Genomic DNA, 26,613 nt, shown 5'->3' with positions numbered 1-26,613 from the left:
TGGAGTACGGACCTCCGCGACTGGAGTACGGACCCCGGGACTGGAGTACGGACCTGTCGACGCTCCTTGAAAAGTGAGCCAGCGGCACTCTGGCAAGTTCTAGTCAATGTCGCAACATGGACTGATTCTGCGACGCCAGCAGGGCCTCGAATAGCTCCGCTGGCGTGCGGTCGGCGAGGGCGTTCCGGGGGCGTCGGTTTATCTCGTTCTCCGCGGCGAGCAGGTGTGCCGGCGAGTGGACTGCGAGGTCGGTGCCTTTGGGGAAGTAGTCGCGCAGCAGCCCCTTCATGTTCTCGTTTGAGCCTCGCTGCCAGGGTGAGTGGGAGTCGCAGAAGAACACCGGCGCGCCGAGGCCCTTTGCGATGTCTAGGTGCCGGGCCATCGTCCCTTGGTCCCACGTGATCGAGCGAACAAGACCTTGGGGCAGGCCCGCGAGCCGTCTGACGAGAGCGTCGTGGAGGGCCTCGCCGTCGCGGCACGGCAGATGCAAGTCGATCAACAGTCGGGTCTGGCGCTCCACGAGCGTCCCGATCGCCGAACCCTGCCCGCGGCCGACGACGAAGTCGCTTTCCGAATGCCCGCCTCGGACTGATACTCCGGCTCGAAGGGGCGGTCGTGGATCGTCAGCATCGGCTGCTGGAACCTGGGCCGGCGCCGTCTCAGGTCCATGTGGGCGCGCCGGTGGTCTCGTCCTGTTCGAAGCGGCGACCGGCGATGCGGCGCGAGACGAGATGGCCGCAGGAACGAGGAACCGGGCTCGTAAAGCAGCTGGTAGATGCTCTCGTGACACAGATGCAGCGCCGCACGGCCCGGGAAGATCCGCTTCAGGTGACGGCTGATCTGCGCAGGGCTCCACCGCTTCCGCAGCCGGTCGACGACGTCACTCTGGAGGCCGGGTTCCCGGTGGATGCGGCGGCCGTGATCCCGGGCTCGCCTGGCCGTCGCCTTCCTGTGCGTCAAAAGGCCGGTACTGGCCCCTCGCGGACAGTTGCGCCGAAGCTCCCTCGAGACCGTCGATGGCGCCCTGTTCAGCACCGCGGCGATCTGACGAATACCATGACCCGCGCGGCGAAGATCCGCGATCTCGATGCGCTCGTCCTGCGACAGAAAGCGCGCACTGATCGAACTCACGAACAGACGGTCAAGTGGCGGCACGAAGCCGACCACCTGACCCTTCCGATACACCTTCATTCCGATGCCCAGTTGTTTCCCGAGGCCCTCGACACACCGACCTCTCGAGCTGCCGCACGGATACTCCAACCTCGATCGCGCAGCTCCATGAACTTCTAACGCTTGGCCGACAGCGGGCACCGTCCCGGCCCCTTCTTCACACGACGACTCGACAACACAACCTCCACAATTCCGGAAGTGTTGCGACGAGCACTAGAAACCACCCGAGCACAACCGGCTCACATTTCGAAGAGCGTCGACAGGAGCCGGCGAGTCACGTACGTCCACGCGCAGAACAGGCTCTTTAGCCCCCCCGCTCAAAATCGGAGGTTGCGCGATGATCATCCGCCATCCCCTGGGCTCATCAGCGTCGCACGCCAGGGTAGGTTCCCATGGAATTCCCGGTAGCCCGTTCTCGATCCAACCGGGAGCGCCGCCGGCTGAGGAATAGTCCGAACGACTGAAGCGGCGCGGTGGATGCCACCGTACGCGGGAGTCCGGAACTAGGAAGCAAAGCGATTGTGTGCCGGTCCCCGAACCGTAAGCGCCGCGGCCGCACCTGGTCCACCAATGAAGCCGGCGCAACGTTCGATGAGCGGGACGAAAGGATCTACGTCTACACCTAGAGCGTGTCTCTTAATCGGTCCCGGTGCCAGCTGCCAGTCTGGGAGACGTGTCGCGGTTCGAGTTGCTGTCCGATGATCAGTGGGCGTTGATCGGTCCGTTCCTGCCGGTGCGGACAGGGCGCGCGGGGCGGCCGTTCTCGGACGCACGAACGATGGTCGAGGGAATCATCTACCGGTACCGGACTGGAATTGCGTGGCGTGACCTTCCGGACGTGTTCGGGCCGTGGCAGACAGTGTGGAAGTGGCATCGCCGGATGGCTGGCGACGGGTCCTGGGACGGGGTCTTGTCCGCGCTGACCGCCCAAGCTGACCAGGCGAACGCGGTGGACTGGTCGCTGTCGGTGGACTCCACGATCGCCAGGGCGCATCAGCACGCGACGAACATCACCCGCACCACGGGGGGGACAGTCGAATTACATGAAGATCGGGCTCGAGCCGCCTGACCACGGGTTCGGCCGCTCCCGCGGCGGCCTGTCCACGAAGGTGCATCAGCTCGTCGACGGGCGCGGGTTGCCATTAGTCACCCTGGTCACTCCCGGGCAGGCCGGTGACTCCCCGATGCTCCTGCCACTCTTGGCCGAACTACGTGTTGCACGACCCGTCGGCAGGCCCCGCACCCGCCCGGACCGAGTCCGCGGCGACAAGGCGTATTCGTCCCGAGCCATCCGAGCCCATCTGCGCGGCCGCGGGATCGAAGCGGTGATTCCCGAGCCACGAGACCAGCAGGGCCATCGGAAACGTCGCGGCTCCCGTGGTGGCAGGCCCGTCTCGTACGACCCGGCCGACTACAAGAACCGGAATGTAATCGAGCGCGGTTTCTGCCGGTTGAAGCAGTGGCGAGGCCTGGCAACCAGGTATGACAAACTCGCAATCGTCTACCGCGCCGCGGTCGTCCTCAACGCCGTCATCGCATGGAGTCGCCACTTGACCGGCATCATCCGCTGATGCGCACCGTGTCTTCGTTCGCCAGAACGCCGAGCTCAGTCGTGATGCGAGCGCGCAGTTCCGCGTGCTCGGCGCTGAGCGCGGTCAGCGGGTCTCGCCACCGGTCGGGCTCGTAGAGCCAGACCGGACGAGTCACCAACGACGGAGGCTCCCACTCGTAACGGGGCCAAATGTGGGCGTGGACGAACGCGTCCGCGTTGCCCAGCACGTCAAGGTTCACCCGTCGAAACTCCGGATCGATCGCACGGCATGCGCGCTCGACAGCCGTAGCAAGCAGATCGGCATCAGCGAGGAACTGCACACGATCAGCTCGCGGCATCTCAGCGAGGGCCGTCACTGATGGATCCTTCCCGAGAAGCACGCAGTACCCCGGCAGGAACTGCGCATCCCCGATGACCGCGAAGCCGCCTTCTAGCTCGGCCAATACGGTCGGATTCTCGCCCCGTTGTGCCGCTCCGATGCGGTCTTCACGCCAATCCACGGACCCAACCTACTCAACGCCCACGCGCTCGTGAGTCATAAGGAGACACGCCCTAGCTCACAACGTCGCAGTCCTTCGAGTCCCACCCTTCCCGAACAAAGAAGAAGAGATGACCGAAGGCAAGACGTGCGCACGTCTACGAGATAGTCGCTGACGAGTGGCCGTCCGGTCATGAGGTACTGCGGTCTTCTCCTTGCCCCCGTTCGCCTCGCAGGAGAGCGTGCTGGGTTATTGCGTACTCCGCTTCGCTCCGCACCCAACAACCCAGCACGCCCTCAATACCCCCGCGACGCGAACGCGGGCAAGGAGAAGACCGCAAGTAACAAGAGAAGCGTCGAGCGAATTAAATTCCTCGCTCCCGCTGTTCCGCGCGACGCTCGTGACAGAGCCGAGGATGAGGCGCTCGCAAATGGAGAGGGTCGGGGATGGGAGACACGAACCAGCCGGCGCAGAACGGCGCCCAAAGGAGCGGAATCCGACCCAATTGACAACAGCAAGTGGACGCCAAGCGCTGCGAAGATGACGAACTGCAGGCATAACGAGGGCTGACTGCGCGCTAACCGATGGCGGTTCCTCTCCGGCCGCCACATCCCGCCTTCCACGATGCCGGCCGGATCCCACGCTTCCGGTAATTCTGCCCCGCGGATTGGGGCTACCGCGCGTCAACCGTGATGCACAATCTGTACACCCTTTCGACCACGAGACGAGTGATTGCGGTCCCGAGCTTAGACAGGAGCGTTGACGACTCATCTCGGATGAAGGGACCGCGGATGGTTATAGCGGTGTGGATCTCGCGTCATCGCTCCGTGGTCGTATCGCGATTAGTGCGCGCCAGCCGCTTCCAAAGGCTTTGACCTGACCGCCTTCGGAGGCCGAACGGTACCGGCGCGTTGTTGGGGTCGGTGAATAGCCTGTTCGATCGCGTCCTTCGAAGCGTCGAAATCCGACCATTGTGGGCACTGAGGGGACCATGCAGAGGGCAGGAAACACCAGCAAATACTCGGAGGATGCCCTGTCCAGAGCGACAGGGCATCGACCGCGCATCGAACAGGGCATCGACCGCGCATCGAACAGGGCATCGACCGCGCATCGAGCAGAGCATCGACGGGGCTTCGAACAGGGTTCGTCACGGGGCATCCCCCAGTCATCAAGCAGTGCCATCGGCCAGTCGATCGGAAGCACGAACCGAATCTTGGAACGGTAGCCGCTCTTGCCGGGCGTCGACCGAGCGCAACGAGCGAGGTTGGCGCACTCATCTTGACCAGCCGCCGTGAAGCAGCATGGAAGCCTGGAACCTATTGCATCCGCCGACCGCGCGGTTGCTCGCGAGTATCGCGTGGGGCGTAAGCGTTATGCAAGCAACCTGGGAGCTTGACCCGGTTCTCCGGACACCTGATCTGGAGCGAGACGATCGCTTCTGGAAGGAGTCCGAAAGATGCCTGCTGCCAAGCCGCCGGAGTTACGGCGTCGTGCGCTCGAGTTGGTCGCGTCGGGTGAGCCCGTTGTCCACGTCGCGCGGAACCTCGGGATCAGCGAGTCCTGCCTCCGCCGTTGGATGGGGCAGGACGCTGTCGACGCCGGCCAAGCGGAGGGGCTGACGTCCGCGGAGAAGCGTGAGCTGGTCGAGCTGCGGCGCAAGAACCGAGTGCTCGAGATGGAAGTCGAGATCCTCAAGCGCGTCAGCGCTTACTCCGCCAGGGAAAACGTCCTCCCATTAATAGGGTTCCGGTTGGTCCACGAACTCGTCGCCGACGGGTTCCCCGTCGCGGTGACCTGCCGGATCCTCGGTGTCTCCCGGTCGGGCTACTACGGGTGGCGCGACCGACCGCCATCGGTCCGCGAGACCGGCGATGGCGAGCTGACTATGGTGCTCGAACGGATCCACTACGAGTCCCGCGGCAACTACGGGGCGCCGCGGGTGCATGCCGAGCTGCGGCTTGCTCGTGACCGGCACGTGGGCAAGAAGCGCGTCGCCCGGCTCATGTCCCTGGCCGGCATCGCAGGCATCAGCCACCGCCGCAAAGGCGGGAAGCCGCGCCCGTTGCCGGCGCCGCACGACGACCTCGTGAAGCGGCAGTTCACCACCGATCGTCCAGACCGGTTCTGGTTCACCGACATCACCGAGCACCCCACGAACACTGGGAAGGTCTATTGCTGCGCGGTCCTGGACTGCTTCACCCGCCGCGTCGTGGGCTGGTCGATCGCCGACCACATCCGCACCGAACTCGTCGTCGACGCGCTCGAAATGGCCCGCTGGCAACGCCGTCCCGAACCAGGAACCATCGTCCACGCCGACCGCGGATCGCAATACACGTCCTGGCTCTTCGGCCATCGACTCCGCGAAGCGGGCCTCCTCGGATCGATGGGCAGGGTCGCGTCCAGCGTCGACAACGGGCTGATGGAATCGTTCTGGTCGACCATGCAGCGCGAGCTGCTCAACCGCCGCGACTGGGAATCCCCGGCCGAACTCGGCTCCGCGATCTTCGAATGGATCGAAGGCTTCTACAACCCCCGCCGCCGCCACTCCGGCCTCGGCTTCCTCAGCCCCATCGAGTTCGAGAACCAGCACACCACCGTCGCTTCCGCGGCATGATCACCACAAGAAACTTGTCCGGGGAACCGGGGCAAGCTCCCCTGAGAACGTGCATGGATATCAGGGCTGAGGTGGCAAGTGGGTGAGCTAGCGGCCGTCCAACCGGGTGGCGGCCTGGGAACAGAGGATGGTGCCGCGTTCCAGAGGCGTCCGGCCTCACCTTTCTCCTCACATCCGTAAAAGCTGCGCGCCGGTGCCGTCGTTCACGACCGCGATCCGTAGCGGGAGCGAGATGCTGATCAGGGCAACTGGGTGTGGTTTGGCGACCGCGGTCCCCACGCCGGTGGCCTCTTACGCGACGATCACATCCCTCCAACGGCGCAAGCGACGCACTTGGCTGAACTAGTTCGGTGACCAGTAGGTGCGTTCCTCGGCGCACCATCGCCGGGCGCTCCTGCGGCTCGACTGGCTTCTTCGCTCAGGCCATAGTCGAAAGCATGGAGCGAGTCGCGGACGCAGGTCGATCGTCAGCCGCGCTCCTGTCAAGCAGGGACGGGGTTTATAGAGTTTATAGAGATTATAGATTGGCTTGTTTTATAGATCGAAAGGCATCCGAGGGGCTGTCGTTACGCGGTGGGCTCAACACCGGCTCAGCTCTGCGTGGCCTGCTCGCGGTAAGTACTCCACACCTGCCTCGCGGCGACCGCGTTCGTCCCGCGTGAGCACAACTCGGTACCAGTCCTGTGACCAGGCTCGGCTGTGCAGAAGCCAAAAGTCTCTTAGCAGGCGGGTCCTTATCTCTTCGCGGACGGAAGAACCCTCCGCCGCCTCGTGCATCGAGGAAGTTGGGCGCTCGGGACCGTTCTGATCGGCGATGATGTAGCCCACAACCCTGGTTTCCGAGTCGTGACGTAAGGGTCGGCGTGGAATGCGTAAATGATTCCTCAGCGCCGACCGCCCTGACTCGGGTTCGGTCTTTCGGGTTTGGTCTCCGAACCTCCGGCTCGCCGTATGCTCGCCTGCATGAGCCACCACGTCTCTCGATTCCTCCGCGATGGTGGGCCGCGAACCATGCGACGCCTCGCGGCTTTGCGTGAACGCTCGCTTGCCAGCGGTCAGTCGTCCTCTGCGGCCGAGCGGTTGCGCCGGGTGCGAGACGTTGTGCATGATCTCGCGCCGCAGCAGGAGGCTCACGTCACGCGTGGGCAGGTGCAGTCGCGGGTCGGCCGACGGCTGGCGGACGCTGGTTTGGTGGAGATGGTTCGGACAGGCGAGCTGACGGAACTCATTCCCGGGGTGTTCCGGCACGCGGCGTACCTGCCGACGTACCAACTCGAGGATGCGGTTGCGTTGTGGCTGTCGCTGGACCCGCACGAGACCGCGGTCGATCGGAGTTGGCGTGATCGCGCGTCGGCGACGTCGATCGCGGTGATCGGGGGCGGTGCGGCGTTGAAGCATTGGGAGCTTGACCGGAGCGCGGGTTCGGCCGTGCTGTACCTGCCGTCGTCCCATCCGATGGTCGAGCCGACGGAGAACACGACGGTGCAGGTTCGTGACGTTCCGATCGATGATGTTCGGTGGACGTGGAACATCCCCTACCTCAGTGTTGAAGCAACGATCGTGGAGTACCTGGCCAACTGGGGAGACATCGAAAACACGGCGGAACTGCTCGTGGACGCGATGTGGCACTACCACCCGCTCGATCCTGCGGCGCTCCGACGGAACCTCCACCGCCTGGCCGCCGCAGAAGGCGCGGACGGGCGTGAGTTCTGGGATCCGGACGAGCTGTATGACAACCTCGTCGCCGAGGCGGGCGGCTGGCCCGCGCAACCCAACCGCTCCTTCACCCATTACTGGAGCCAGTTCGCAACCCCACGGGCCGAAGCGTTCAAGAGCATGACGTCCGAGGACGCGCCCCCCGGGTCGGACACGCACGGCTCTGCTGAACTGTAACGGACGGAAGCCAACCGGCCGATGCCGCCGCTGATCGTCGACGGCGACCGTTCGCATGGCTCCGGGTTCGAGCATCGGGGACGGTCTCGTCGGGCACCGACAACAGGAAGGGAGAGTCGGTGGGAGCGAATGCAGCTCGAAGGCAGGCGCTTGCGTCGGGCGCGGACTTGACGCTGCCGGGCGAGAAGCGCGTCGCCATCGCCGGTGACTGGGAGGCGCATCAACCGTCCGCGTTCGCGATCGTCGACCGGATCGCCCAGACCGCGCCGGACGTGTCGACGATTCTGCATCTCGGTGACCTCACCGTGAACGCACCGGTCCGGCTCACCGGGTCAAGCAAACGCATCTGGCTACACGGCGGATTCATCCCCAACCTCGACACCAAACTCGGCGAAGCCGGCATCGAACGGCTCCTCCTCACGCCCGGGAACCACGACGACTGGAAACTCCTCGCCCCCCGGTTCGCGCAGCACCCCGACCAGCCCTACCTTCTCACCCCACGGATCTGGGTACTGCCCCGCGGCTACCGCTTCACCCTCAACGGCCGCTCGTTCCTCTCCTTCGGCGGCGCCGTCTCCGTCGACAAAGACGCCCCACCAGAAGAAGCACCCACCGACACCGACGTCAACGCTGCCGCCGCAGGTGGACCGGTCGAGGTGCTGCTGACCCACGAGCCTCCCAACGCGGGGGTCGAACCGGTCGAGAACGTGATCCGGCGCGGCAGGGGTGCGTGGAATGCAGAAAGGCTGGCGCTATCCGCCGAATCGCGCGCTCGCATTACTGAGTTGCAGCATCACACGCGGCCGCGACTCACGTTCCATGGACACATCCACGTCGAGGGCTGTGCCACCTCGGCCGACGGATCGAGCACCCTCAGTCTTGACGTAAGCCGACACGCCCCGGGCGCTTCGGGTCGGAACGCCGGACTTCTCGACTTGGACCGTCTCCAATTCGACTGGTTGGAGATGGGCTAGCTGTACTCGACCGTGTCGTCTCCTCGTAGGTGACGGCGTCCGCGGTGCCCATGCAACTCATCCAAGGCGCACTTGTTCACTCTCATGCAAGAGGTCATGGGCGTTTCATTCTCGCTCCTGAGCAAGGTCGAGCAAATGGGCGTCGCCTACTCGCCACTGGCTCGCGCAGTGACCGAGCCCGTCGCCGTCCACAAGCTTGCCCGTATTGAGCCTGCTTAGCTGCAGGCGGAAAGCGGGCGTCATGCCATCAGCGTCGCTGGCGGCCCTCTTGGCGTCGGGTGATCTCGTGGACCGACCGGAACGACGCTGTGGCGTCGCGGTTTGGTACGCGTTTTCATCGTGACGCGCCGTGATGCGTGGATGCGCTCGTGCGTCCACGGAGTGCTCCGTGGCGTGTAATCGTCGTTGCGGGGCCCGGGTTTTTAGATAAGCCAGCGTGCGTCATCACTTGACGCCGGATCAGAAGGTTGGGGGTTCGAGTCCCTTCGAGCGCACACTGTGTTGAGACAGTGACCCAACGGCGGCCACGAACCATCTGGTTCTGGCCGCCGTTGGCATATCCCCGCTAGTGCCAATCACCGCTGGCGCCAATCCCCGCTAGTGCCAATCACCGCTGGCGCATATCCCCGCCGGCACGCCACCATCGCACCTCACGCGTGATCGATGTGCTCGTGCCCGCGATGGCCCGCTGGCTCCAACTGGAACGTCGAATGCTCGACGCTGACTGCGAAATGCTCGGCCACGCAGGACTGCAGGTCGTCGAGCAGCGCGGGGAGTGTCCCGTCGCCGAACAGCGAGCGTTCGACGACGACGTGCGCGGTGAGAACCGGAAGACCACTTGCAATCTGCGACGCATGCAGGTCGTGCACCTCGACCACGCCCTGCCGTTCGAGCAGGTGACGACGAACGTCGTCCAGATCGAGCCCGGGCGGGGTCGACTCAAGGAGCACGCTGACCGTCTCCCTGAGCAGGGTGAACGCCCGAGGAAGAATGAGCGCACCGATGAGGAGGCCAGCGACCGCGTCGGCGCCGGTCCAGCCGGTCAGCGCGATGACCACCGCAGCGACGATCACCGCAAGCGAACCGAGCGCGTCGTTCAGCACCTCCAGAAATGCGGCCCGCAGGTTGAAGTTCGCCGACCGACCCGCGGCGAGAACGGCGATCGAACAGGCGTTGCCGACGAGTCCGATCACGCCGAAGAAGAGCAGGCCTGACGAAGCAACCGACGGCGGTGCGATCAGCCGGTGCACTCCCTCGATAAGCACGAACAGTCCGACTGCGAGGAGAACCGCCGCCTGTGCGGTCGCCGACAGCACCTCCGCCCGCGCGAACCCCCAGGTGCGCTTCGCGTTCGCAGGCTGCGCCGCGAGGTGCGCCGCGAGCAGCGCCGTCCCGAGGCCGCCAGCATCGGTCAGCATGTGCGCGGCATCCACGAGGAGCGCGAGGCTGTTCGTCAGCAGCGCGCCGACGATCTCAGCGAGCAGGATCGCCACGGTGATCGCGAGCGCGACCGACAGCCGGGTTCGGTTCGCATCCGCCCCGCCCGAGCCGTGGTCGTGGTTGTGGCTGGTCGTCACCGCATAACGGTTCCACAGCGGCGCACGGGGTGCAACGCTGCCCGCGGGCAGGTCACTAGTCTGCAGGCATGCACACGACGCCGCGTTCCGCGGGCCAGCCGACCATCGTCGATGTCGCAGCCCGTGCCGGTGTGTCGAAGTCGGCGGTGAGTCGCGTGCTCTCCGGGACCGGTCGGTATTCCGACGAGACCCGCCTCCGGGTGGAGGCCGCGGTCGTCGAACTGGGGTATGTCGCCAACGCGATGGCCCGCGGCCTCGTCTCCGGGCGAACGCAGACGATCGGCATGCTCGTGCGCGACGCGTCATCGATGCTCTACACCGCGCTGCACGCCGTCATGGAGCGGCGCGCGAGCGATCTCGGCTACCGCCTCGTGACGACGACCGGTGTCGGACGCGTCGAGGACGAGCGATCCGCGCTGGCCGCGCTCGTCTCGATGCGGGTCGATGGTCTAGTCGTCTGCAGTGGCCTGCTGCCGGCAGACCAGATCGCGGAGTTCGCGCCCCGGATCGCCACCGTCGTCGCAGGGCGGCCAGAGCGGCACCCGTCGCTCGCGAGCGTGTTCTGCGACGAGGTCGAGGGCGGCGAACGCATCGCGGACGTTGTCGCCGACGCCGGCCATCGCGCGGCTGCCGTGCTCGAAGTGCCCGAAGACTTCGCGATCACGCAGCATGCCCGAACTGCTGCGATGGCGCGGCGACTGCGCGCACGAGGAGTCGAGGTGATCCCGGTCGATGCACGATTCTCGCGGGCGCCAGCATCGGTCGCGGCAGAGGTCGTCGACCTCGCTCGAGCCGGACGCATCACCGCGGCGATGTGCCCGACCGACCGCATGATGCTCGACGTCTGCACGCCGCTCATGCAGGCCGGCTTGCGAATCCCGGACGATGTCTCGGTGACAGGATTCGACGGTGTGTTCCCGCTGGACTCGCCGTGGATCGGTCTGACCACCCTGCAGCAGCCGATCGAACGCATCGGCTCTGAGGCGATCGACCTGCTCGTCGCGCGCATCGATGACCCGTCGCTGCCCGTGGAGCACCGCGCGCTCCGAGGCACGGTGCTCCACGGCCGGACCGTCGGTCCCCGGGCGGTTCCTGCGTCGCGCGGCTGAGCCGCGTCAGCCCGCGACTCGCTCGAATTCACCGGCCGCACGGCCGTTGGGAACCTGTTGTTCACCGCGCCACGAAACACTGAGGCACGTTGCGGGAACGTTCCCGCAACCGTCCACGACGACCCCGTCCCGCTTCTTGCGTCAGGAGAACCCTCGTGAAAACCCGTGCACTCACCGCCTTCGCGATCGCAGCGGTCGCGTCGATCGGCCTGGCCGGCTGTGTCCAGAGCAGCAACGCTGCGACCGGCAGCGCGTCAGGCAACGCGACCGGCAAGGCCGCACACCTGACTGTGTTCATCTCCGGCGACACGAACGTCCAGGACCTCTGGCAGAAGTCGCTCATCCCGGCGTTCGAGAAGCAGTACCCGAACGTCACCGTGTCGACCACGATCGATCTCCACGGCCAGCACGACGCGCAGACGCAGGCGAACCTTGCCGCAGCCGTCAAGGCAGACAAGACGGTCGGGTACGACCTCGTCGACGCAGGCTGGGTCTCGACGGTCGGCAAGGCGGGCCTCCTGACCAAGATCAACAACACCGAGATTCCCAATCTCAAGCAGGTGCCGGCCGCGACGATCGCCCAGGGCGGCACCGGCGGCATCCCCTACCGCGCATCGAGCGTCCTCCTCGCCTACGACTCGACGAAGGTGAAGAACCCGCCGAAGACGCTTGACGACGTCCTCGCATGGATCAAGGCAAACCCGGGCCAGTTCGCCTACAACTCGCCGGCATCCGGAGGCTCGGGCGGTTCATTCGTGACCACCGTGCTGTCGAAGTACATGACCAAGGCGCAGCAGCAGACGATGGCGACGACGTATGACAAGTCGTTGGAGTCGGAATGGTCGCAGGGCTGGGCTGAGCTCAAGGCGCTCGGGCCGTCGATGTACCAGCACGGTGTGTACCCGAACGGCAACGACCAGGTTCTGCAAATGCTCGGATCCGGCGAGATCTCGATGGCGCCCGTGTGGAGCGACCAGTTCATCACCGCGCAATCGACGGGACAGATCGGCAAGAACGTCAAGTACACGCAGATCTCGAACCCGTCGTTCACCGGAAGCGCGTCGTTCCTCGGCATTCCGAAGACCGAGCCCGCCGCGAAGAAGCAGGCCGCATTCGAGCTCGCGAACTTCGTGCTCTCCTCGACCGGACAGCAGGACATCGCGAAGGCAGTGTCCGGATTCCCTGTGATTCCGCTGTCGGCCCTGCCGGCCTCGGTGCGCGAGCAGTTCCAGGCCGCCGACCCGTCGCAACTCCGCCTCCCGTTCTCCTCGCAGTTCACCGCGGACATGAACCAGGCGTGGAGCGCCGAGGTGCCGCAGTGACGGTGACCCGTCCTGATCACGGACTGGAGGCGCGTGGCGGCAGTGCCACGGGCCTCCAGGCCGCGTTTCCACCGTCCGGCAGTGACGGGGCAGACCAGGCAGGACGGACGGCCAGCGCACGTCGTGCGGCGCGCCGACGCAGCGCCGCACTCGGGCTGGCGCTCGTCGCGGCGCCGGTGCTCGTCGTCATCGTGTTCGTCGGCGTGCCCGTGGTGGACGCGTTCGCGTTCAGCGTCGGCTACACCGGTGGCATCAACGAGGCGCTGTCCCTCATCGGGCAGGATGTCGTGCACGGGTTCTCCGGGGCCGTGTATGCAACGCTGTTCAGCACGCCGACGTTCGTGCGCGACGTCGTCGCCACGCTCGGCGTGACCGTGCTCTCGACCGGGATCACGCTCGTGCTCGCCCTCCTGGTCGCCACGATCCTCCGGCTGCGCGGCGGCCGCGTCGGTTCCGCGCTGTCCGTGCTCGCCGTCATGCCGATCTTCGTGCCCGTGGTCATCGCGAGCTGGGCCATCCTGACCTTCTACGACGGCACAGGATTTCTCCGCAGCGTGTTCGCGAGCGTCGGGCTCGCCTTCCCGACCTGGGGATACACGCTCGTCGCTGTCGTCATCGGGAGCGTGTGGACGAGCCTCCCGTTCGCGGTCCTCATGGTCGCTGGAGCGCTGCAGAGCGTGCCGGACGCGCTCATCGAGACCGCGCGGGACGCCGGCGCGTCGACGTGGCGTGTGATCTGGCGCATCCTCCTGCCGATGGCGAGCACACAGATCGTCATCGCGACGACGTTCACGGTGATCGGCGTCCTCGGCTCGTTCACGGTGCCGTACTTTCTCGGGCCGAATGCGCCGACCATGCTCGGCGTGGACATCGTGCAGTACTTCCAATCGTTCAACCGGCCGCAAGAGTCGACGGCGCAGGCATTCGTGATCTTCGGATTCGCCGCGCTGGCCAGCATCTTCTACCTGTGGTCGACCGTGCGCTCGAACCGGAGCGCGCTCGAGGAGGACCGATGACCGCTCTCGGAAGCCGCGTGTCGCGAACGACGGCCGGCGCGACATCGCGATTGACGGCACGGCGGGCCGCGGGATCCGCGCTCGTCTGGGCCACCGTCGTGGTCCTGGCGATCTTCATCGTCGGTCCGCTGCTCTGGCTTGCCGTGCGCGCGTTCGCGACGACCTGGACGTACCCGCATCTCTATCCGGACGGGTGGACGCTGCACTGGTGGTCGGTGGTGTTCGACGATCCGACGCTCGGCACTGCGATCCAGAATTCGCTTGTCCTCGCGCCGATGACGGTCGGCGTCGCGATGGTCATCTGCCTGCCCGCGGCGTACGCGATCAGTCGGATCCGATTCCCCGGTCGCCGGGTCGTGCTCGTCGGCCTGTTCGCCACCAACGCGTTCCCGAAGATGGGCCTGTTCGTCGCGATGTCAGCGCTGTTCACGGCGATGAATCTCATGCAGACCGTCATCGGGATCCTGATCGTGCACCTGCTCGGCGCGATCGTCTTCATGACCTGGCTTCCGGCGGCCGCGTTCTCGTCCGTGCCGCGAAGCCTCGAGGAGGCGGCGCGGGACGCGGGGGCGTCGAAATGGCGCACCTTCTGGTCGGTGACGTTCCCGATGGCGTGGCCCGGAATCCTCGTGGCGATGGTGATGTCGTTCCTCGCGTCGTTCGACGAGTCGCAGGGCACCTACCTCGTCGGGGCTCCGGCGTACATGACCATGCCCACGGAGATGTACACGCTCGTGCTCAACTATCCGCGCCAGGTCGCCGCGGTCTTCTCCATCGCGCTGAGCATTCCATCCGTCGTCCTCATGACCCTCGCGCGCAAACACATCATGGGCGGACGTCTCGCGGACGGATTCCAGATCCGATGAGCGCCGGACGCCGGATGACGGACGAATGCGCCATGACCGACCGATGCCATCAGAAAGGGGTCCGCCGATGACCACGACACCTCCCGCCACGGTGATGGCGACCGATCGCGGCGGGAACACCACCACGACTAGGGGCCAGGGCCTCCAGATCCGGGGGCTTCGCAAGACGCTCGGCGGACGCGACATCGTTGCCGGCATCGATCTCGACGTCGCGAAGGGCGAGCTCGTCTCGCTCCTCGGCCCCTCCGGCTGCGGCAAGACCACCACGCTCCGGATGGTCGCAGGGTTCCTCGACGCAGACAGCGGTTCGATCCGCATGGGCGAGGCGGATGTCACCGCGCTCGGCCCCGAACGGCGACCGAGCGCGATGGTGTTTCAGAACTACGCACTCTGGCCGCACATGACCGTGCAGCAGAACGTGGCCTTCCCGCTCCGGACCCGGCGCGTCGACCGGACCGTTGCCGATCAGCGCGTCGATGCGGCGCTGCAGTTGGTGAACCTGACGCATCACGCCCGGTCCAAGCCCACCGCGATCTCGGGCGGCGAGCAGCAGCGGGTCGCCCTCGCACGGGCGATCGTGCAGGAGCCAGACGTGCTGCTCCTCGATGAGCCCCTGTCGAACCTCGACGCGAAACTCCGTGTCGAGGTCCGCGATGAGATCCGACGCATTCAGCAGCGGCTCGGGATCACCACCGTGATCGTCACCCATGACCAGGACGAGGCGCTGAGCGTGTCCGATCGCATCGCCGTCATGCACGACGGCCGCATCGAGCAGGTCGCGGCGCCGGCCACGCTCTACGCCAGCCCGGCGACGCGGTTCGTGGCGTCGTTCATCGGGTCGACGAGCGCGCTCGACGGCTCCGCACGCGGCCTCATCGATGACGCGCTCCTGACGCGCTCGGATGTGGACGGTGGCCTGCGCGATGGCGACGAGGTACTCGTTCGTCCGGAGTCCGTGCACATCGTCGCGCCGACGGAGGGCCGACTCATGCGGGTCGAGCGGGTGCTCATGCGCGGGCACTTCTCCGAGGTCGTCCTCGACGACGGGCTGCACGCCTTCGTCGGCCGCCCGCCTGAGGTCGGCTCCGTGGTCGGCGTTCGTGTCGACCGGGTGCTCGTCTACCGCGACGGCCTCCTGGTCGGCGGTGCATCGTGAGCACGGCGATCCGGGTGCCGAGCCACGACGAACCGGAGCAGCAGTCACCGTCGCAGGCGTCCGCGCCTCCGCAACCGTCGGCGTCACCGTCGCACGCAACCCCCGATCGCAAGCGGAGTCGGCGCTCGGTTCGGCTCGTCGCGCACCGCGGGTCCCCGCGCACCCGACGCGAGAACACGATGCCGGCAGTCGCAGCGGCAGAAGCCCTCGGAGCCGCAGCCATCGAGATCGACGTTCGCCGAACCTCCGACGGTGTCGCGGTCCTGCTGCATGACGAGACGCTCGGTCGGATGTGGGGAGACCCGCGGCGCGTCGATGCGACGCCCTGGTGCGACGTCGCACGTCTCGGCAACGATCTCGACCGCATCCCGAGGCTCGACTCTGTGCTCGACCGCCTCGATGGCGAGGGCATCCTGCTGGTGATCGACCTCACCGACCGGGACGATGCGCTCGTCGCAGCTCGCACCGTGCTCACGAACCGCGACCGTGCTGTGCCGGTGCAGTGGTGCGGTTCGCCGGAGGCGATGAGCGCGGTCCGCGAGGTGATCCCTGACGCCGACGTCTGGCTCGCCTGGACGTCGCTGACCCCACCGACGCCCGAAGACCTCGTCGCATTGCGCCCGTCGACACTGAATCTCGACGTCGCGTTCCTGACGCCGGGCACCGTGCGGGCGGCGCACGCGCTCGGTCTCACCGTGTCCTGCTGGACCGTCGACGACCCCGATCTCGCCGTGTGGGCGGCGGCGCTCGGCGTCGACTCGATCACGACGAACGACGTTCCGACGGTCCGTGCCGCACTCGATGCGCCGTCCTCGGCGGGCAGGCGACGCGCTCCGGAGGCGGTGGTCGCGTCGCGCGCACAGACCGTCGCTCATCGGATCGCGCATCAGATCATCGCGTTCACGCGCGAGCACCCGCTCGGCGCCGTGGAGACGAAGGCGCACGCCGCGGACCTCGTGACCGATGTCGATCGGCAGGTCGAGCAGTTCGTGCGCGGGCAGGTTCGCGTCGCGTTTCCGACGCACGGTTTCACGGGCGAGGAGTACGGCGTCGCACCGGGCGATGAGTACCACTGGTATCTCGATCCCGTGGATGGGACCACCAACCTCGTCAACGGCGTGCCGTGGACGAGCATGTCGCTGTGCCTCACGCGCGGTGGGCGGCCGATCGTCGGCGTGGTGGCCGATCCGTGGCGGGGTGAGGTGCTGGAAGCGCGAGCCGGCCGCGGTGCCGTCGTTCGTGATCGCTCGCTCGTGCTCCTCGACGATGCTCGATCGCTGGTCGGCGGGGTGGTCGGGACTGAGCTCGACGGGCACCGTCCGTGGCCAGGCTTCGCGGACTTTCTGGAGGCGCTGGTCGCCCGCTCCTGCACCCTCCGCATCATGGGGTCGGGCACGCTCACGTTGGCACAGGTCGCTGCGGGGAGAGGGGTCGGCGCCTGCGTCTCCGCCTTCAACCCGATCGATCACGGAGCGGCGGTCCTGATCGTCCAGGAAGCGGGAGGGCGCGTGTTCGAGCCAGGCGGACCGGTCACCGGGTTCCCGCCGCTCGGCGCTCCGGTGCTCGTCGCACACCCGTCCGTGGCGGACGAGCTGTTCGCGGTGTGGTCGGCGTCCCTCGGGTCATGAACGAGCGGCGCGCCGATCCCTCACTCGGAGCGCGCGGCGGCAGTTGACGCGCGCACGACGAGCTCCGTCGCGAGTTCCATCCTGGCTCGCGGATGGACGCTCGTGTCCTCGGCCCGCGCAAGCTCGAGGAGCATCCGGACTGCTTCGGTGCCGAGCGCCGCGGTGGGCTGCCGCACGGTGGTCATGGCGGGGGAGATCCAGTGCGCTTCGGGAAGGTCGTCGAATCCGATGACGCTGACGTCCTCCGGGATGCGCAACCCGCGGTCGGCGAGTGCTGCATAGACCCCGAGCGCCATCGGGTCGGAGCAGGCGAAGATCGCGCTGATCGCCGGGTCGACGTCGAGCAGCTGGTGGGTGGCCTCCGCCGAGCGATCGGGATCCCATGCCCCGTGGCGGACCGTCACGGACGCTGCAGTGCCGAGCGCAGCCTCCGCTGCGGCCCGGAACCCGTCGACGCGGGCTCGACTGTAGATGTGCGAACGGTGCCCGGCAATGACGCCGAGGTGCCGGTGACCGAGGCCCACCAGGTGCTCGGCGGCGAGCCGACCACCGTCCCAGTTGGCAACCCCGATGCTCGCGGCACCGCGCGGCGGTCGCCCCTGCGATTCGATGAGCACGACGGGGAGCCCGGCCGCGGTGAGGGTGGCGAACTCGTGCGACGTCGGATCGACGAGCGCGACGACGACACCCATCGACCGCCGACGCAGGACGCGCGCGACCCAGTCCGTGCCGGGTTCGGCGAGCGTGACGACGAGGTCGAGTCCGGCGGCGGTCGCGGCCCTGCCGACGCCGGCAAGGGTCAGGTTCGCCCAGGAGCCTTCGAAATGGGTCACGACGAGGTCGATCACGCTGGCGGGGACGCGGTCCTCGATCGGGCGCTCCGGGCCCGCGATCGACTTGCGCGTGTAGCCGACCGACTGCACCGCCTGCATCACGCGGGCCCGGGTTTCCGCAGAGACGTCGGTGCCGCCGCGAAGCACCTTCGAAACGGTGGGCACGCTCGTTCCCGCGGTCTGTGCGACGTGGGACAGCGTGGGACGGGTGGCGGGAGGCCGTGGCGGCATGAGCAGAGCATATCGGCGGAACTCGCCCGTTCGAAAGTTTCGGAAAAATTATCGGTTGCGCCAACGCGATCCGGATGCAACCATGTGCTTTGCGCTCAGAGCAGCAATTCTTTTGCGCAACTTGCACCAGCGAGTCAACGAAGACAAACGAGGAGTTTCCACGATGATGAGGAAAACGCGCGCGGCAGCGACTGTCGCGATCGGACTCGGCGTCGCGCTCGCGGCCGTCGGCTGTGCCGGCGGCGGCGGGAGCACCGCGAGCGGGGGTTCGGGGTCGAACGGCAAGGTCACCGTGACCCTCTGGGAGAACGCCACGACCGGACCCGGCGTGCAGTTCTTCCAGAACGCGGCCAAGGCGTTCCACGCTGCGCACCCGAACGTCACGATCAAGCTGCAGTCCATCCAGAACGAGAACTTCGACGGCAAGCTGCAGACCGCGCTCAACTCGAACTCGGCGCCGGACATCTTCCTGCAGCGAGGCGGCGGCAAGATGCAGGCGATGGTGAACGCCGGGCAGCTCCAGCCGCTGAATCTGACGGCAACCGACAAGTCGAACACCGGCACCGCGGCCATCGCGAGCGAGTCGATCGGCGGCAAGGTCTACGCCATGCCCATCGACACGCAGCCCGAGGGGATCTACTACAGCCAGGACCTGTTCAAGCAGGCCGGGATCACCAGCACGCCGACGTCCATGTCGGAGCTCGAGGCCGACGTCGCGAAGCTGAAGACCATCGGCGTCGCACCGATCGCCGTCGGGGCGAAGGACGCGTGGCCCGCCGCGCACTGGTACTACAACTTCGCGCTCCGCGAGTGCAGCCACTCGACGATGGTCGACACCGCGAAGACGCTGAAGTTCACGGACCCGTGCTGGACCAAGGCGGGTCAGGACCTGGCCGCGTTCCTCAAGGTGAGCCCCTTCCAGACCGGATTCCTGACGACCTCGTCGCAGCAGGGCGCGGGGTCATCCGCAGGCATGCTCGCGAACCACAAGGCCGGCATGGAGCTCATGGGCAACTGGGATCCCGGAGTGATCGCGAGCCTCACCCCGGACCAGAAGCCGCTGCCGGACCTCGGCTGGTTCCCGTTCCCCTCCGTGTCGGGTGGCAAGGGTGACCCGAGCGCGATCATGGGTGGCGTCGACGGCTACTCGCTGTCGAAGAACGCCCCGCCTGCGGCCTTCCAGTTCCTGGAGTTCCTGACCACGAAGGGGCAGCAGGAGGCGTACGCGAAGGCGTTCGACACCATCCCCGTCAACACCGCCGCACAGAGCGTCGTCACTCAGCCGTACAACATCTCGGCACTGAAGGCCTTCAACAAGGCCGCGTACGCGATCCAGTTCCTGGACACCGAGTACGGGCAGAACGTCGGCAACGCCCTCAACCAGGCTGTCGTCGCCCTCATGGCCGGCCAGACGAATCCCGCCGGCATTGTTGCGCAAACTAACGCCGCGGCTGCGAAGGGCTGAATCGACCGATGAGCAACACCCTGAGTACTGATTCGGCCATCGGCCGGCAGACGCAGGGCACCGTTCGAGCCGGGGGTGCGGGCCGTTCCGCACCCCCGGTTTCGCGGCGGCCCACCTCGGGTCGCCGCGGACGGGGCCGCATGCGTCTCGAGATCGCGATCCTGTCCGGACCCGCGATCCTGATGTTCCTGGCCTTCGTCATCTTCCCGGTGGTCCTCGCCGCGTTCTACGGGTTCTACCGGTGGCAGGGCTACGGAGCACCCACCGACTTCGTCGGCCTGAATAACTACAAGCTGATCCTCACCGATCCGGCGTTCCAGGCAGTCCTCTGGCACAACGGCATCATCATGGTGCTGTCGCTCGTCTTCCAGGGCCCGCTCGCGATCCTCCTGGCGCTCCTGCTCAACCAGAAGATCCGCGGCCGCTCGATCATCCGCGTCCTGATCTTCGTGCCATACGTGATCTCGGAAGTCATCGTCGGCACGGGCTGGAGCCTGATGCTCGCGAGGACTGGCGCCGTCAACGACCTGCTCCAGCATGTCGGGCTCGGGTTCCTGCAGGCCGACTGGCTCGCGAACCCATCCATCGCGATCTGGTCGCTGATGGGGATCATCTCCTGGAAGTACATCGGGTTCGCCGTGATCCTGATGCTCGCCGGCCTCCAGTCGATTCCGGACGAGCTGTTCGAAGCGGCACAGATCGACGGTGCCTCCTACTGGCAGATTCAGCGGCGGATCACGCTGCCGCTCCTCGGGCCGACGATCCGGATCTGGGCATTCCTGTCGATCATCGGCTCGCTCCAGCTGTTCGACCTCGTCTACATCATCTGGGGCCAGTACGTGTCCGGGACCGCCGGCACCTCGACGATGGCGATCTACATGGTCGCGCAGGGTCGCGACGCGGGGAACTACGGGTACGGCAGCGCCGTCGCCGTGGTCATGTTCCTCATCTCGCTCATCGTCGCCCTCATCTACCAGCGATTCGTCCTGCGCCGTGACCTGCGCGGGGCTGTGACCGAAGGAGCCGTGTGATGAGCACGACCTCAGCGCGACTCGGGCTGCGCAAGACGCCGAACCGACCCGTGAAACGTGATCGCCGCGACCGCCCCGAGAAGTGGGGCAGCCCGGTCACGTACTTCATTGCACTGCTGCTGATCGCGGTCTGTATCGCGCCCGTCCTGTACATCGTGCTCGGCGGGTTCCGCACGAGCTCGCAGATCACCACGAACCCGGCCGCGTGGCCGCATCCGTGGGTATTCGGCAACTATGCGCAGATCCTGACCTCGGTGACCTTCTGGGGCGAGTTCGCGAACTCGGTGATCGTCGCGCTGCTGAGCACGATCGGCATCGTCGTGCTCGGGCTCATGGTGAGCTTCGTGATCGCGCGGTACGACTTCCGTCTCAAGGGCGCGATGTACTCGCTGTTCGCCGCCGGTCTGATGTTCCCGATGGTGATCGCGATCACGCCGCTCTACATCGTGATCAAGGACCTCGGGCTGGTGGACAACCTCTTCGGGCTCGTCATTCCGCAGATCGCGTTCGGGTTGCCGACGACCGTCATCATCCTGGTGCCGTTCCTCCGGGCGATCCCGAACGAGATCGAGGAGGCCGCAGCCATCGATGGCGCGAGCCGCCTCGGGTTCTTCTTCCGCATGGTGATCCCGCTGTCGGTGCCCGGCGTCGTGACCGTTGCGATCCTCGCGTTCATCGGGAGCTGGAACAACTACGTCCTTCCGCTGTACATCCTCAATTCACAGGCGAACTACACACTGCCGTTAGGTGTCCAGGCGTTCTCGTCGCAATATTCGTCGGACACCGCGAAAGTCCTCGCGTTCACGTCGCTTGCGATGCTGCCCGCGCTGATCTTCTTCTCGATCTTCGAGAAGCGCATCGTCGGTGGGCTCACCGGCGCTGTGAAGGGCTGAGAGGAGCCCCGTGCCGCACGTTCGCATCGACGTCGACCGTCGAGCAACCATCGCACCAGTCCATCGGCGCCTCTTCGGCGGCTTCGTCGAGCACCTGGGCCGGTGCGTCTATGACGGGTTGTACGAGCCCGGCCATCCGTTGGCCAATGCGGACGGCTTTCGAACGGACGTCATCGAACTGGTGCGCGAGCTCGGCATCAGCATGGTCCGGTATCCCGGCGGCAATTTCGTGTCGGGTTTCCGGTGGGAGGATTCGGTCGGCCCGCGTGCGAAGCGTCCGGTCCGGCGCGACCTGGCGTGGCACTCGCTCGAGTCGAACGAGGTGGGCCTCGACGAGTTCGCACGCTGGCTCGACCTCGTCGGAGCGGAGATGATGCTCGCCGTCAATGTTGCGACGCGCGGCATCCTCCCGGCACTCGACCTGCTCGAGTACGCGAACCACCCGTCGGGCACGGCGCTGTCCGACTGGCGGATCGCCAACGGGACGATCGAGCCGCACAACGTGCGGACGTGGTGCCTCGGCAACGAGATGGACGGACCGTGGCAGACCGGTTTCATGAGTGCCGATGAGTACGGCAGCATTGCCGCTCGGACGTCGGCCGCGATGAAGACCGCCGACCCCGACCTCGAACTCGTCGTCTGTGGGTCCTCCGGGTCACAGATGCCGACGTTCGGGGACTGGGAACGGATCGTGCTCGAGCACAGCTACGACTACGTCGACCTCGTGTCGTGTCACGCCTACTACCAGGAGTACGACGGCGATCTCGCGCCGTTCCTGGCGTCGGCGGTCGACATGGAGTCGTTCATCGACACGGTCGCTGCTGCCGCCGACCACGTGGGGTCGAAGAAGCGCTCGCGAAAGCGCATCGACCTCTCCTTCGATGAGTGGAACGTGTGGTACCTCAAGGAACACCAGGAGGCCGCACCCGACCTGAGCGAGTGGCGCCATGCGCCACGGCTGCTCGAGGACGTGTACACGGTGGCGGACGCCGTCGTCGTGGGCAATCTGCTCATGACGCTGCTGAAGCGCAGCGATCGCGTTGTCTCGGCGTCGCTCGCGCAGCTGGTGAACGTGATCGCGCCGATCATGACCGAGCCGGGAGGGGCCTCCTGGCGGCAGACCACGTTCTACCCGTTCGCGATCATGAGCAGATTGGCGACCGGCACCGTGATTCGACCGGTCGTGCAGAGCGAGCGCTATGACGCCGGGAAGTACGGCGACGTGGATGAGGTCGACGCCATCGTCACGGTCGACGACGACCGCGCGGCGGTGTTCCTCGTCAACCGCAACCTCGATGAATCAGCGCAGGTTTCGATCGACGTTCGGAGCCTCGGATGCTCCCGCATCGCCGAGGCGACGACGCTCGCCGACGCAGACCCGCACGCGAAGAACACCCGAGCGGACCCGGAGCGCGTGGTCCCGCGCCGCAACGTCAGCGGAGCGTTCGACAGCGGCACGCTGACGATCGACCTGCCGCCGGTGTCGTGGACCGCGATCGCGCTCTGCTGAGGCTCCAAGCGCGCTGACTCGGGCTCCGGTTGGCTGGAACGATGCGCGAACTCGCCGTCTCCGACTTCCCGACGACCCTGACCGTCATCTGCTGGATGCTCATCGCGCTCGCCGTGGCCTGTGCTGGTGTCGCGACCGTAGACGTGCTGGCCCGTCCGCAGCGGATGGCCGTCATGAACGTCGTGTGGCCCCTCACCATGCTGTTCGGCAGCGTGCTCTGGCTCGCGTTCTACTTCCGATCCGGTCGGGCCGCGCCCCGGGGTGATCACGCCGACAAGGGGAAGCGGAGGATGCCCGTCAGTGTCGCAGTCGGCGCGAGCCATTGCGGAGCGGGATGCGCGATCGGGGACCTGGTCGGCGAGTTCGCGCTGGTCGCGGTCCCTGCGCTCGGCGCGCTCGTGGGACTGCACAGCCTCTATGCGGACAAGATCTTCGCAAGCTGGATCATCGACTTCGTCATCGCATTCATTGCGGGCGTCGTGTTCCAGTACTTCTCGATCGTGCCGATGCGCGGGCTCTCGTTCTGGAAGGGTGTCGGCGCCGCGCTGAAGGCGGACACGCTGTCGATCACCTCATGGCAGGTCGGCATGTACGGATTCATGGCGCTCGCGCAGTTCGTCCTGCTCCCGGCATGGCTTGCAGGGCGCGCGAGCGTGCTCACCCCGGAGTTCTGGGTCGCCATGCAGGTTGCCATGATCGCCGGCTTCGCCTGCGCCTACCCGGTGAACTGGTGGCTCATTCGCATCGGCGTGAAGGAGGCGATGTGACTACGGTGATGCGCATGGCACGCATCGAATCGCCCGCCGACCGGATCCGGGTCGTCGACGCCTGGTGGCGCGCAGCGAACTATCTCACCGTCGGGCAGATCTACCTGCTCGACAACCCGCTCCTGGAACGACCGCTCGACCCCGGCGACATCAAGCCGCGCCTCCTCGGGCATTGGGGAACATCGCCCGCCCTGAATCTCGTCTACGCGCACTGCAACGCGTGGATCGCCGAGCGGGGAGCGTCGATGCTCTACGTCTGCGGCCCCGGCCACGGCGGACCGGCGATGAACGCGAACGCGTGGCTGGATGGCACCTGGAGCGAGCTCTATCCCGCGATCACCCGCGACGTCCGCGGGTTGCAGCAGTTCTTCCGACAGTTCTCGTTCCCCGGTGGCATCCCCTCACATGCAGCGCCCGAGACGCCGGGATCGATCAACGAAGGTGGCGAGCTCGGCTATTCGCTCGCCCACGCGTACGGCGCTGCGCTCGACAATCCCGATCTCGTCGTCACATGCGTCATCGGAGACGGCGAGGCCGAGACGGGGCCGCTTGCAGCCTCCTGGCAGGCGCACACGTTCCTCGACCCGGTGAAGGACGGCGCCGTGCTGCCGATCCTGAACCTCAATGGCTACAAGATCGCCAATCCGACGATCCTCGCTCGGATCCCGGAGGACGATCTGGTGTCGTTCTTCCGCGGAACCGGCTACGAGCCGATCATCGTGGACTCGAAGCGCGTCGACGATGATCCGCTCGCCGTCCACGCACTCTTCGACGGCGCGCTGCGGCGAGCGCTCGCCCGGATCGAGGACATCCAGGACGCTGCACGGGTCGGGAACGGTGTGGTGCGTCCGCGGTGGCCGATGATCGTGCTCCGCACCCCGAAAGGATGGACGGGGCCGAAGGAGGTGGACGGCCTCCCGGTCGAAGGCACGTTCCGCGCGCATCAGGTGCCGCTGCCCGGCGTCCGGGAGAACGCGGAGCACCGCGCGCAGCTCGAACAGTGGATGCGCTCGTACCGGCCGGAGGAGCTGTTCGACGCCGATGCGCAGCCGCTCCCGGTCCTTGACGCGATCCGTCCGGATGGCGACGCTCGGATGAGCGCGACGCCGTACGCGAACGGTGGTCGAATCCGGGTTCCGCTGGATCGTCCCGACCTCGCGCCCTACGCGGCCCCTGTCGACGACGAACGATGGACGACGGCGTCGTCGACAGCGACGCTCGGCCCCTGGTTGCGCGACCTCATCCGCCGGAACCCGGAGACGTTCCGGCTCTTCGGGCCGGATGAGACCGTGTCCAACAAGCTCGACGCGGTGTTCGAGGACACTGAGCGCGTCTGGCGAGCCCGGACCGTGGACACGGATGTTCACCTCGCGCTGGAAGGCCGCGTGACGGAGGTGCTGTCCGAACAGCTCCTCGAGGGCATGCTCGAGGGCTACGTGCTGAGCGGTCGCCACGGCATCATCAACACTTACGAGGCATTCGCCCACATCATCGACTCGATGGTCGGACAGCACGCGAAGTGGTTGGAGTCGAGTGCCGAGATCGACTGGCGCCTTCCGGTTTCGAATCTGACGATCCTGTTGTCGTCGCACGTCTGGCGGCAGGACCACAACGGCTTCTCGCATCAGGATCCCGGGTTCCTCGATGTCGTCGCGTCGAAGCAGCAGGATCTCGTGCGTCTCAAGTTCCCGCCGGACGCGAACACCCTGCTCGCGGTGGCGACCCACGCGATGGAGACGACCGAACGGATCGAGGTGATCGTTGCCGGAAAGCACCCGGAGCCCGTCTTCCTCGGGATCGAGGATGCTGTCGCGCACGCGGCCGCCGGGGTCGGCGTGTGGGACTGGGCCGGGACGGCTCCGCGCGGGGACGAGGTCGACGTGATCCTGGCAGCGGCCGGCGACGTCCCGACCGTCGAAGCGCTCGCGGCGGCGGACATTCTGCGGCAGCACGCGTCCGACGTCGCCGTCCGTGTCGTCAACGTGGTGGACCTGCTGTCCCTCGGTGACCCGCGATCGCACCAGCACCCCATTGACGACGACCAGTACGACGCCCTGTTCCTGCCCGGCACGCCCGTCGTGTTCGCCTTCCATGGCTACCCGTCGCTCGTGCACCAGCTCACGTACAACCGGCACGGCCATGACGACCTCCATGTCCACGGCTTCATGGAGCGGGGAACGACGACATCGCCCTTCGACATGCTCATGCGCAACGAGATGGACCGTTTCGCGCTCGCCCACGATGCGCTCTCCCGGCTGCCGGACGGCACCGAGCGGTTCGGCGATCTGCTCGGCGCGCTGACCGACGCGCGTGGTGCCGCTCGCGCGTTCGCGTACGAAAACGGCGAGGACCACCCGGCGGTCGGTGGCTGGCGGTTCGCCGGCTGGCCGCAGGATGGTGTGGCCGGTGAACCGAACGCGGACGCGTCGGGCTCGCCGGCTCCGGAGGCCGAGTCCACCGATTCGGCCGGGAGCCCTGGCGTCGAGGGAGCCGGGAGCGGCGAGGACTCGCAGACCGAGCGCTGAGC

The 26,613-nt window shown here is 66.6% G+C and carries 21 protein-coding genes; 16 read left to right on the top strand and 5 right to left on the bottom strand.

Going from position 1 to position 26,613, the window contains the following annotated elements; translation table 11 throughout:
• Positions 1-103: 103 nt before the first annotated feature.
• Positions 104-532 carry an IS30 family transposase gene (locus tag CAM01S_RS15330; RefSeq protein ID WP_373277716.1) on the bottom strand — a complete coding sequence of 143 codons (429 nt, stop codon included), beginning with the start codon at positions 530-532 and terminating at the stop codon, positions 104-106.
• Positions 496-1,167 (bottom strand): helix-turn-helix domain-containing protein, encoded by a 672-nt coding sequence (locus CAM01S_RS15325; RefSeq protein ID WP_217999750.1) that lies wholly within the window; start codon positions 1,165-1,167, stop codon positions 496-498. Before CAM01S_RS15325 ends, CAM01S_RS15330 begins: the two co-directional genes overlap by 37 nt.
• Before the next feature lie 676 nt (positions 1,168-1,843).
• Between CAM01S_RS15325 and CAM01S_RS14760 the strand changes: the two genes are divergently transcribed.
• Positions 1,844-2,741, top strand: a protein-coding gene (locus CAM01S_RS14760; RefSeq protein ID WP_157071595.1) for an IS5 family transposase whose coding sequence is annotated in 2 segments (ribosomal slippage) — positions 1,844-2,194 and positions 2,196-2,741 — 897 coding nt in all. Because the reading frame shifts where the segments join, the coding sequence is not laid out codon by codon here.
• Here CAM01S_RS14760 and CAM01S_RS14015 read toward each other — a convergent pair.
• Positions 2,731-3,222 carry an HIT family protein gene (locus CAM01S_RS14015; protein WP_066523141.1) on the bottom strand — a complete coding sequence of 164 codons (492 nt, stop codon included), beginning with the start codon at positions 3,220-3,222 and terminating at the stop codon, positions 2,731-2,733. The genes CAM01S_RS14760 and CAM01S_RS14015 overlap by 11 nt on opposite strands.
• Positions 3,223-4,657: 1,435 nt before the next feature.
• Here CAM01S_RS14015 and CAM01S_RS14010 point away from each other — a divergent pair.
• From CAM01S_RS14010 to CAM01S_RS14000, 3 genes are all read left to right on the top strand, one after another.
• Positions 4,658-5,815: an IS3 family transposase gene (locus tag CAM01S_RS14010; protein ID WP_083528086.1), complete on the top strand. Its 1,158-nt coding sequence runs from the start codon at positions 4,658-4,660 to the stop codon at positions 5,813-5,815.
• Between the two features lie 963 nt (positions 5,816-6,778).
• The gene (locus CAM01S_RS14005; protein ID WP_157071594.1) at positions 6,779-7,708 is read left to right on the top strand and encodes a hypothetical protein; all 930 of its coding nucleotides are present in this window, start codon (positions 6,779-6,781) and stop codon (positions 7,706-7,708) included.
• A 119-nt stretch (positions 7,709-7,827) separates the two neighbouring features.
• Positions 7,828-8,682, top strand: a complete 855-nt coding sequence (locus tag CAM01S_RS14000) for a metallophosphoesterase family protein (protein ID WP_066523129.1) — start codon at positions 7,828-7,830, stop codon at positions 8,680-8,682.
• Positions 8,683-9,332: 650 nt separating this feature from the next.
• On the opposite strand, the gene CAM01S_RS13995 is transcribed toward CAM01S_RS14000, so the two are convergent.
• Complete coding sequence (locus tag CAM01S_RS13995; RefSeq protein ID WP_066523128.1) at positions 9,333-10,259, bottom strand: cation diffusion facilitator family transporter; 927 nt, start codon at positions 10,257-10,259, stop codon at positions 9,333-9,335.
• A gap of 68 nt (positions 10,260-10,327) precedes the next feature.
• Between CAM01S_RS13995 and CAM01S_RS13990 the strand changes: the two genes are divergently transcribed.
• From CAM01S_RS13990 to CAM01S_RS14465, 6 genes are all read left to right on the top strand, one after another.
• A complete protein-coding gene (locus tag CAM01S_RS13990; RefSeq protein WP_066523127.1) occupies positions 10,328-11,368 on the top strand; it encodes a LacI family DNA-binding transcriptional regulator in 1,041 nt (346 codons plus the stop codon).
• Positions 11,369-11,523: 155 nt separating this feature from the next.
• Positions 11,524-12,690 carry an extracellular solute-binding protein gene (locus tag CAM01S_RS13985; RefSeq protein ID WP_066523121.1) on the top strand — a complete coding sequence of 389 codons (1,167 nt, stop codon included), beginning with the start codon at positions 11,524-11,526 and terminating at the stop codon, positions 12,688-12,690.
• On the top strand, positions 12,687-13,706 hold the full coding sequence (locus CAM01S_RS13980) for an ABC transporter permease (RefSeq protein ID WP_245631656.1): 1,020 nt from the start codon (positions 12,687-12,689) through the stop codon (positions 13,704-13,706). Before CAM01S_RS13985 ends, CAM01S_RS13980 begins: the two co-directional genes overlap by 4 nt.
• Positions 13,703-14,572 carry an ABC transporter permease gene (locus CAM01S_RS13975; RefSeq protein WP_083528089.1) on the top strand — a complete coding sequence of 290 codons (870 nt, stop codon included), beginning with the start codon at positions 13,703-13,705 and terminating at the stop codon, positions 14,570-14,572. The genes CAM01S_RS13980 and CAM01S_RS13975 overlap by 4 nt, the downstream gene beginning before the upstream one ends.
• 67 nt (positions 14,573-14,639) lie before the next feature.
• Positions 14,640-15,728 carry an ABC transporter ATP-binding protein gene (locus CAM01S_RS13970; RefSeq protein WP_083528085.1) on the top strand — a complete coding sequence of 363 codons (1,089 nt, stop codon included), beginning with the start codon at positions 14,640-14,642 and terminating at the stop codon, positions 15,726-15,728.
• On the top strand, positions 15,725-17,356 hold the full coding sequence (locus tag CAM01S_RS14465; RefSeq protein WP_083528084.1) for an inositol monophosphatase family protein: 1,632 nt from the start codon (positions 15,725-15,727) through the stop codon (positions 17,354-17,356). The genes CAM01S_RS13970 and CAM01S_RS14465 overlap by 4 nt, the downstream gene beginning before the upstream one ends.
• Before the next feature lie 20 nt (positions 17,357-17,376).
• Here CAM01S_RS14465 and CAM01S_RS13960 read toward each other — a convergent pair whose 3' ends face one another.
• On the bottom strand, positions 17,377-18,420 hold the full coding sequence (locus CAM01S_RS13960) for a LacI family DNA-binding transcriptional regulator (protein WP_066523113.1): 1,044 nt from the start codon (positions 18,418-18,420) through the stop codon (positions 17,377-17,379).
• 166 nt (positions 18,421-18,586) lie between these two features.
• Here CAM01S_RS13960 and CAM01S_RS13955 point away from each other — a divergent pair, with 166 nt between their 5' ends.
• Genes CAM01S_RS13955 through CAM01S_RS13930 form a run of 6 tightly spaced genes read left to right on the top strand, consistent with a single transcriptional unit; the run spans position 18,587 to position 26,611 of the window.
• Positions 18,587-19,885 (top strand): extracellular solute-binding protein, encoded by a 1,299-nt coding sequence (locus CAM01S_RS13955; protein WP_066523151.1) that lies wholly within the window; start codon positions 18,587-18,589, stop codon positions 19,883-19,885.
• 8 nt (positions 19,886-19,893) lie between these two features.
• A complete protein-coding gene (locus tag CAM01S_RS13950; protein WP_066523105.1) occupies positions 19,894-20,916 on the top strand; it encodes a carbohydrate ABC transporter permease in 1,023 nt (340 codons plus the stop codon).
• Positions 20,916-21,809 carry a carbohydrate ABC transporter permease gene (locus CAM01S_RS13945; protein WP_066523104.1) on the top strand — a complete coding sequence of 298 codons (894 nt, stop codon included), beginning with the start codon at positions 20,916-20,918 and terminating at the stop codon, positions 21,807-21,809. The genes CAM01S_RS13950 and CAM01S_RS13945 overlap by 1 nt, the downstream gene beginning before the upstream one ends.
• A gap of 10 nt (positions 21,810-21,819) precedes the next feature.
• Positions 21,820-23,319 (top strand): arabinosylfuranosidase ArfA, encoded by a 1,500-nt coding sequence (gene arfA, locus CAM01S_RS13940; protein ID WP_066523103.1) that lies wholly within the window; start codon positions 21,820-21,822, stop codon positions 23,317-23,319.
• A gap of 41 nt (positions 23,320-23,360) precedes the next feature.
• The gene (locus tag CAM01S_RS13935) at positions 23,361-24,086 is read left to right on the top strand and encodes a DUF4396 domain-containing protein (protein WP_217999748.1); all 726 of its coding nucleotides are present in this window, start codon (positions 23,361-23,363) and stop codon (positions 24,084-24,086) included.
• 14 nt (positions 24,087-24,100) lie between these two features.
• Complete coding sequence (locus CAM01S_RS13930; protein WP_083528088.1) at positions 24,101-26,611, top strand: phosphoketolase family protein; 2,511 nt, start codon at positions 24,101-24,103, stop codon at positions 26,609-26,611.
• The last annotated feature ends 2 nt before the right edge of the window (positions 26,612-26,613 follow it).

Origin of the sequence: Curtobacterium ammoniigenes NBRC 101786, assembly GCF_001571045.1 — a bacterium.
In the GTDB taxonomy this organism is placed as follows: Bacteria; Actinomycetota; Actinomycetes; order Actinomycetales; family Microbacteriaceae; genus Curtobacterium; species Curtobacterium ammoniigenes.
This window is presented reverse-complemented; position numbering and strand designations above follow the sequence as displayed.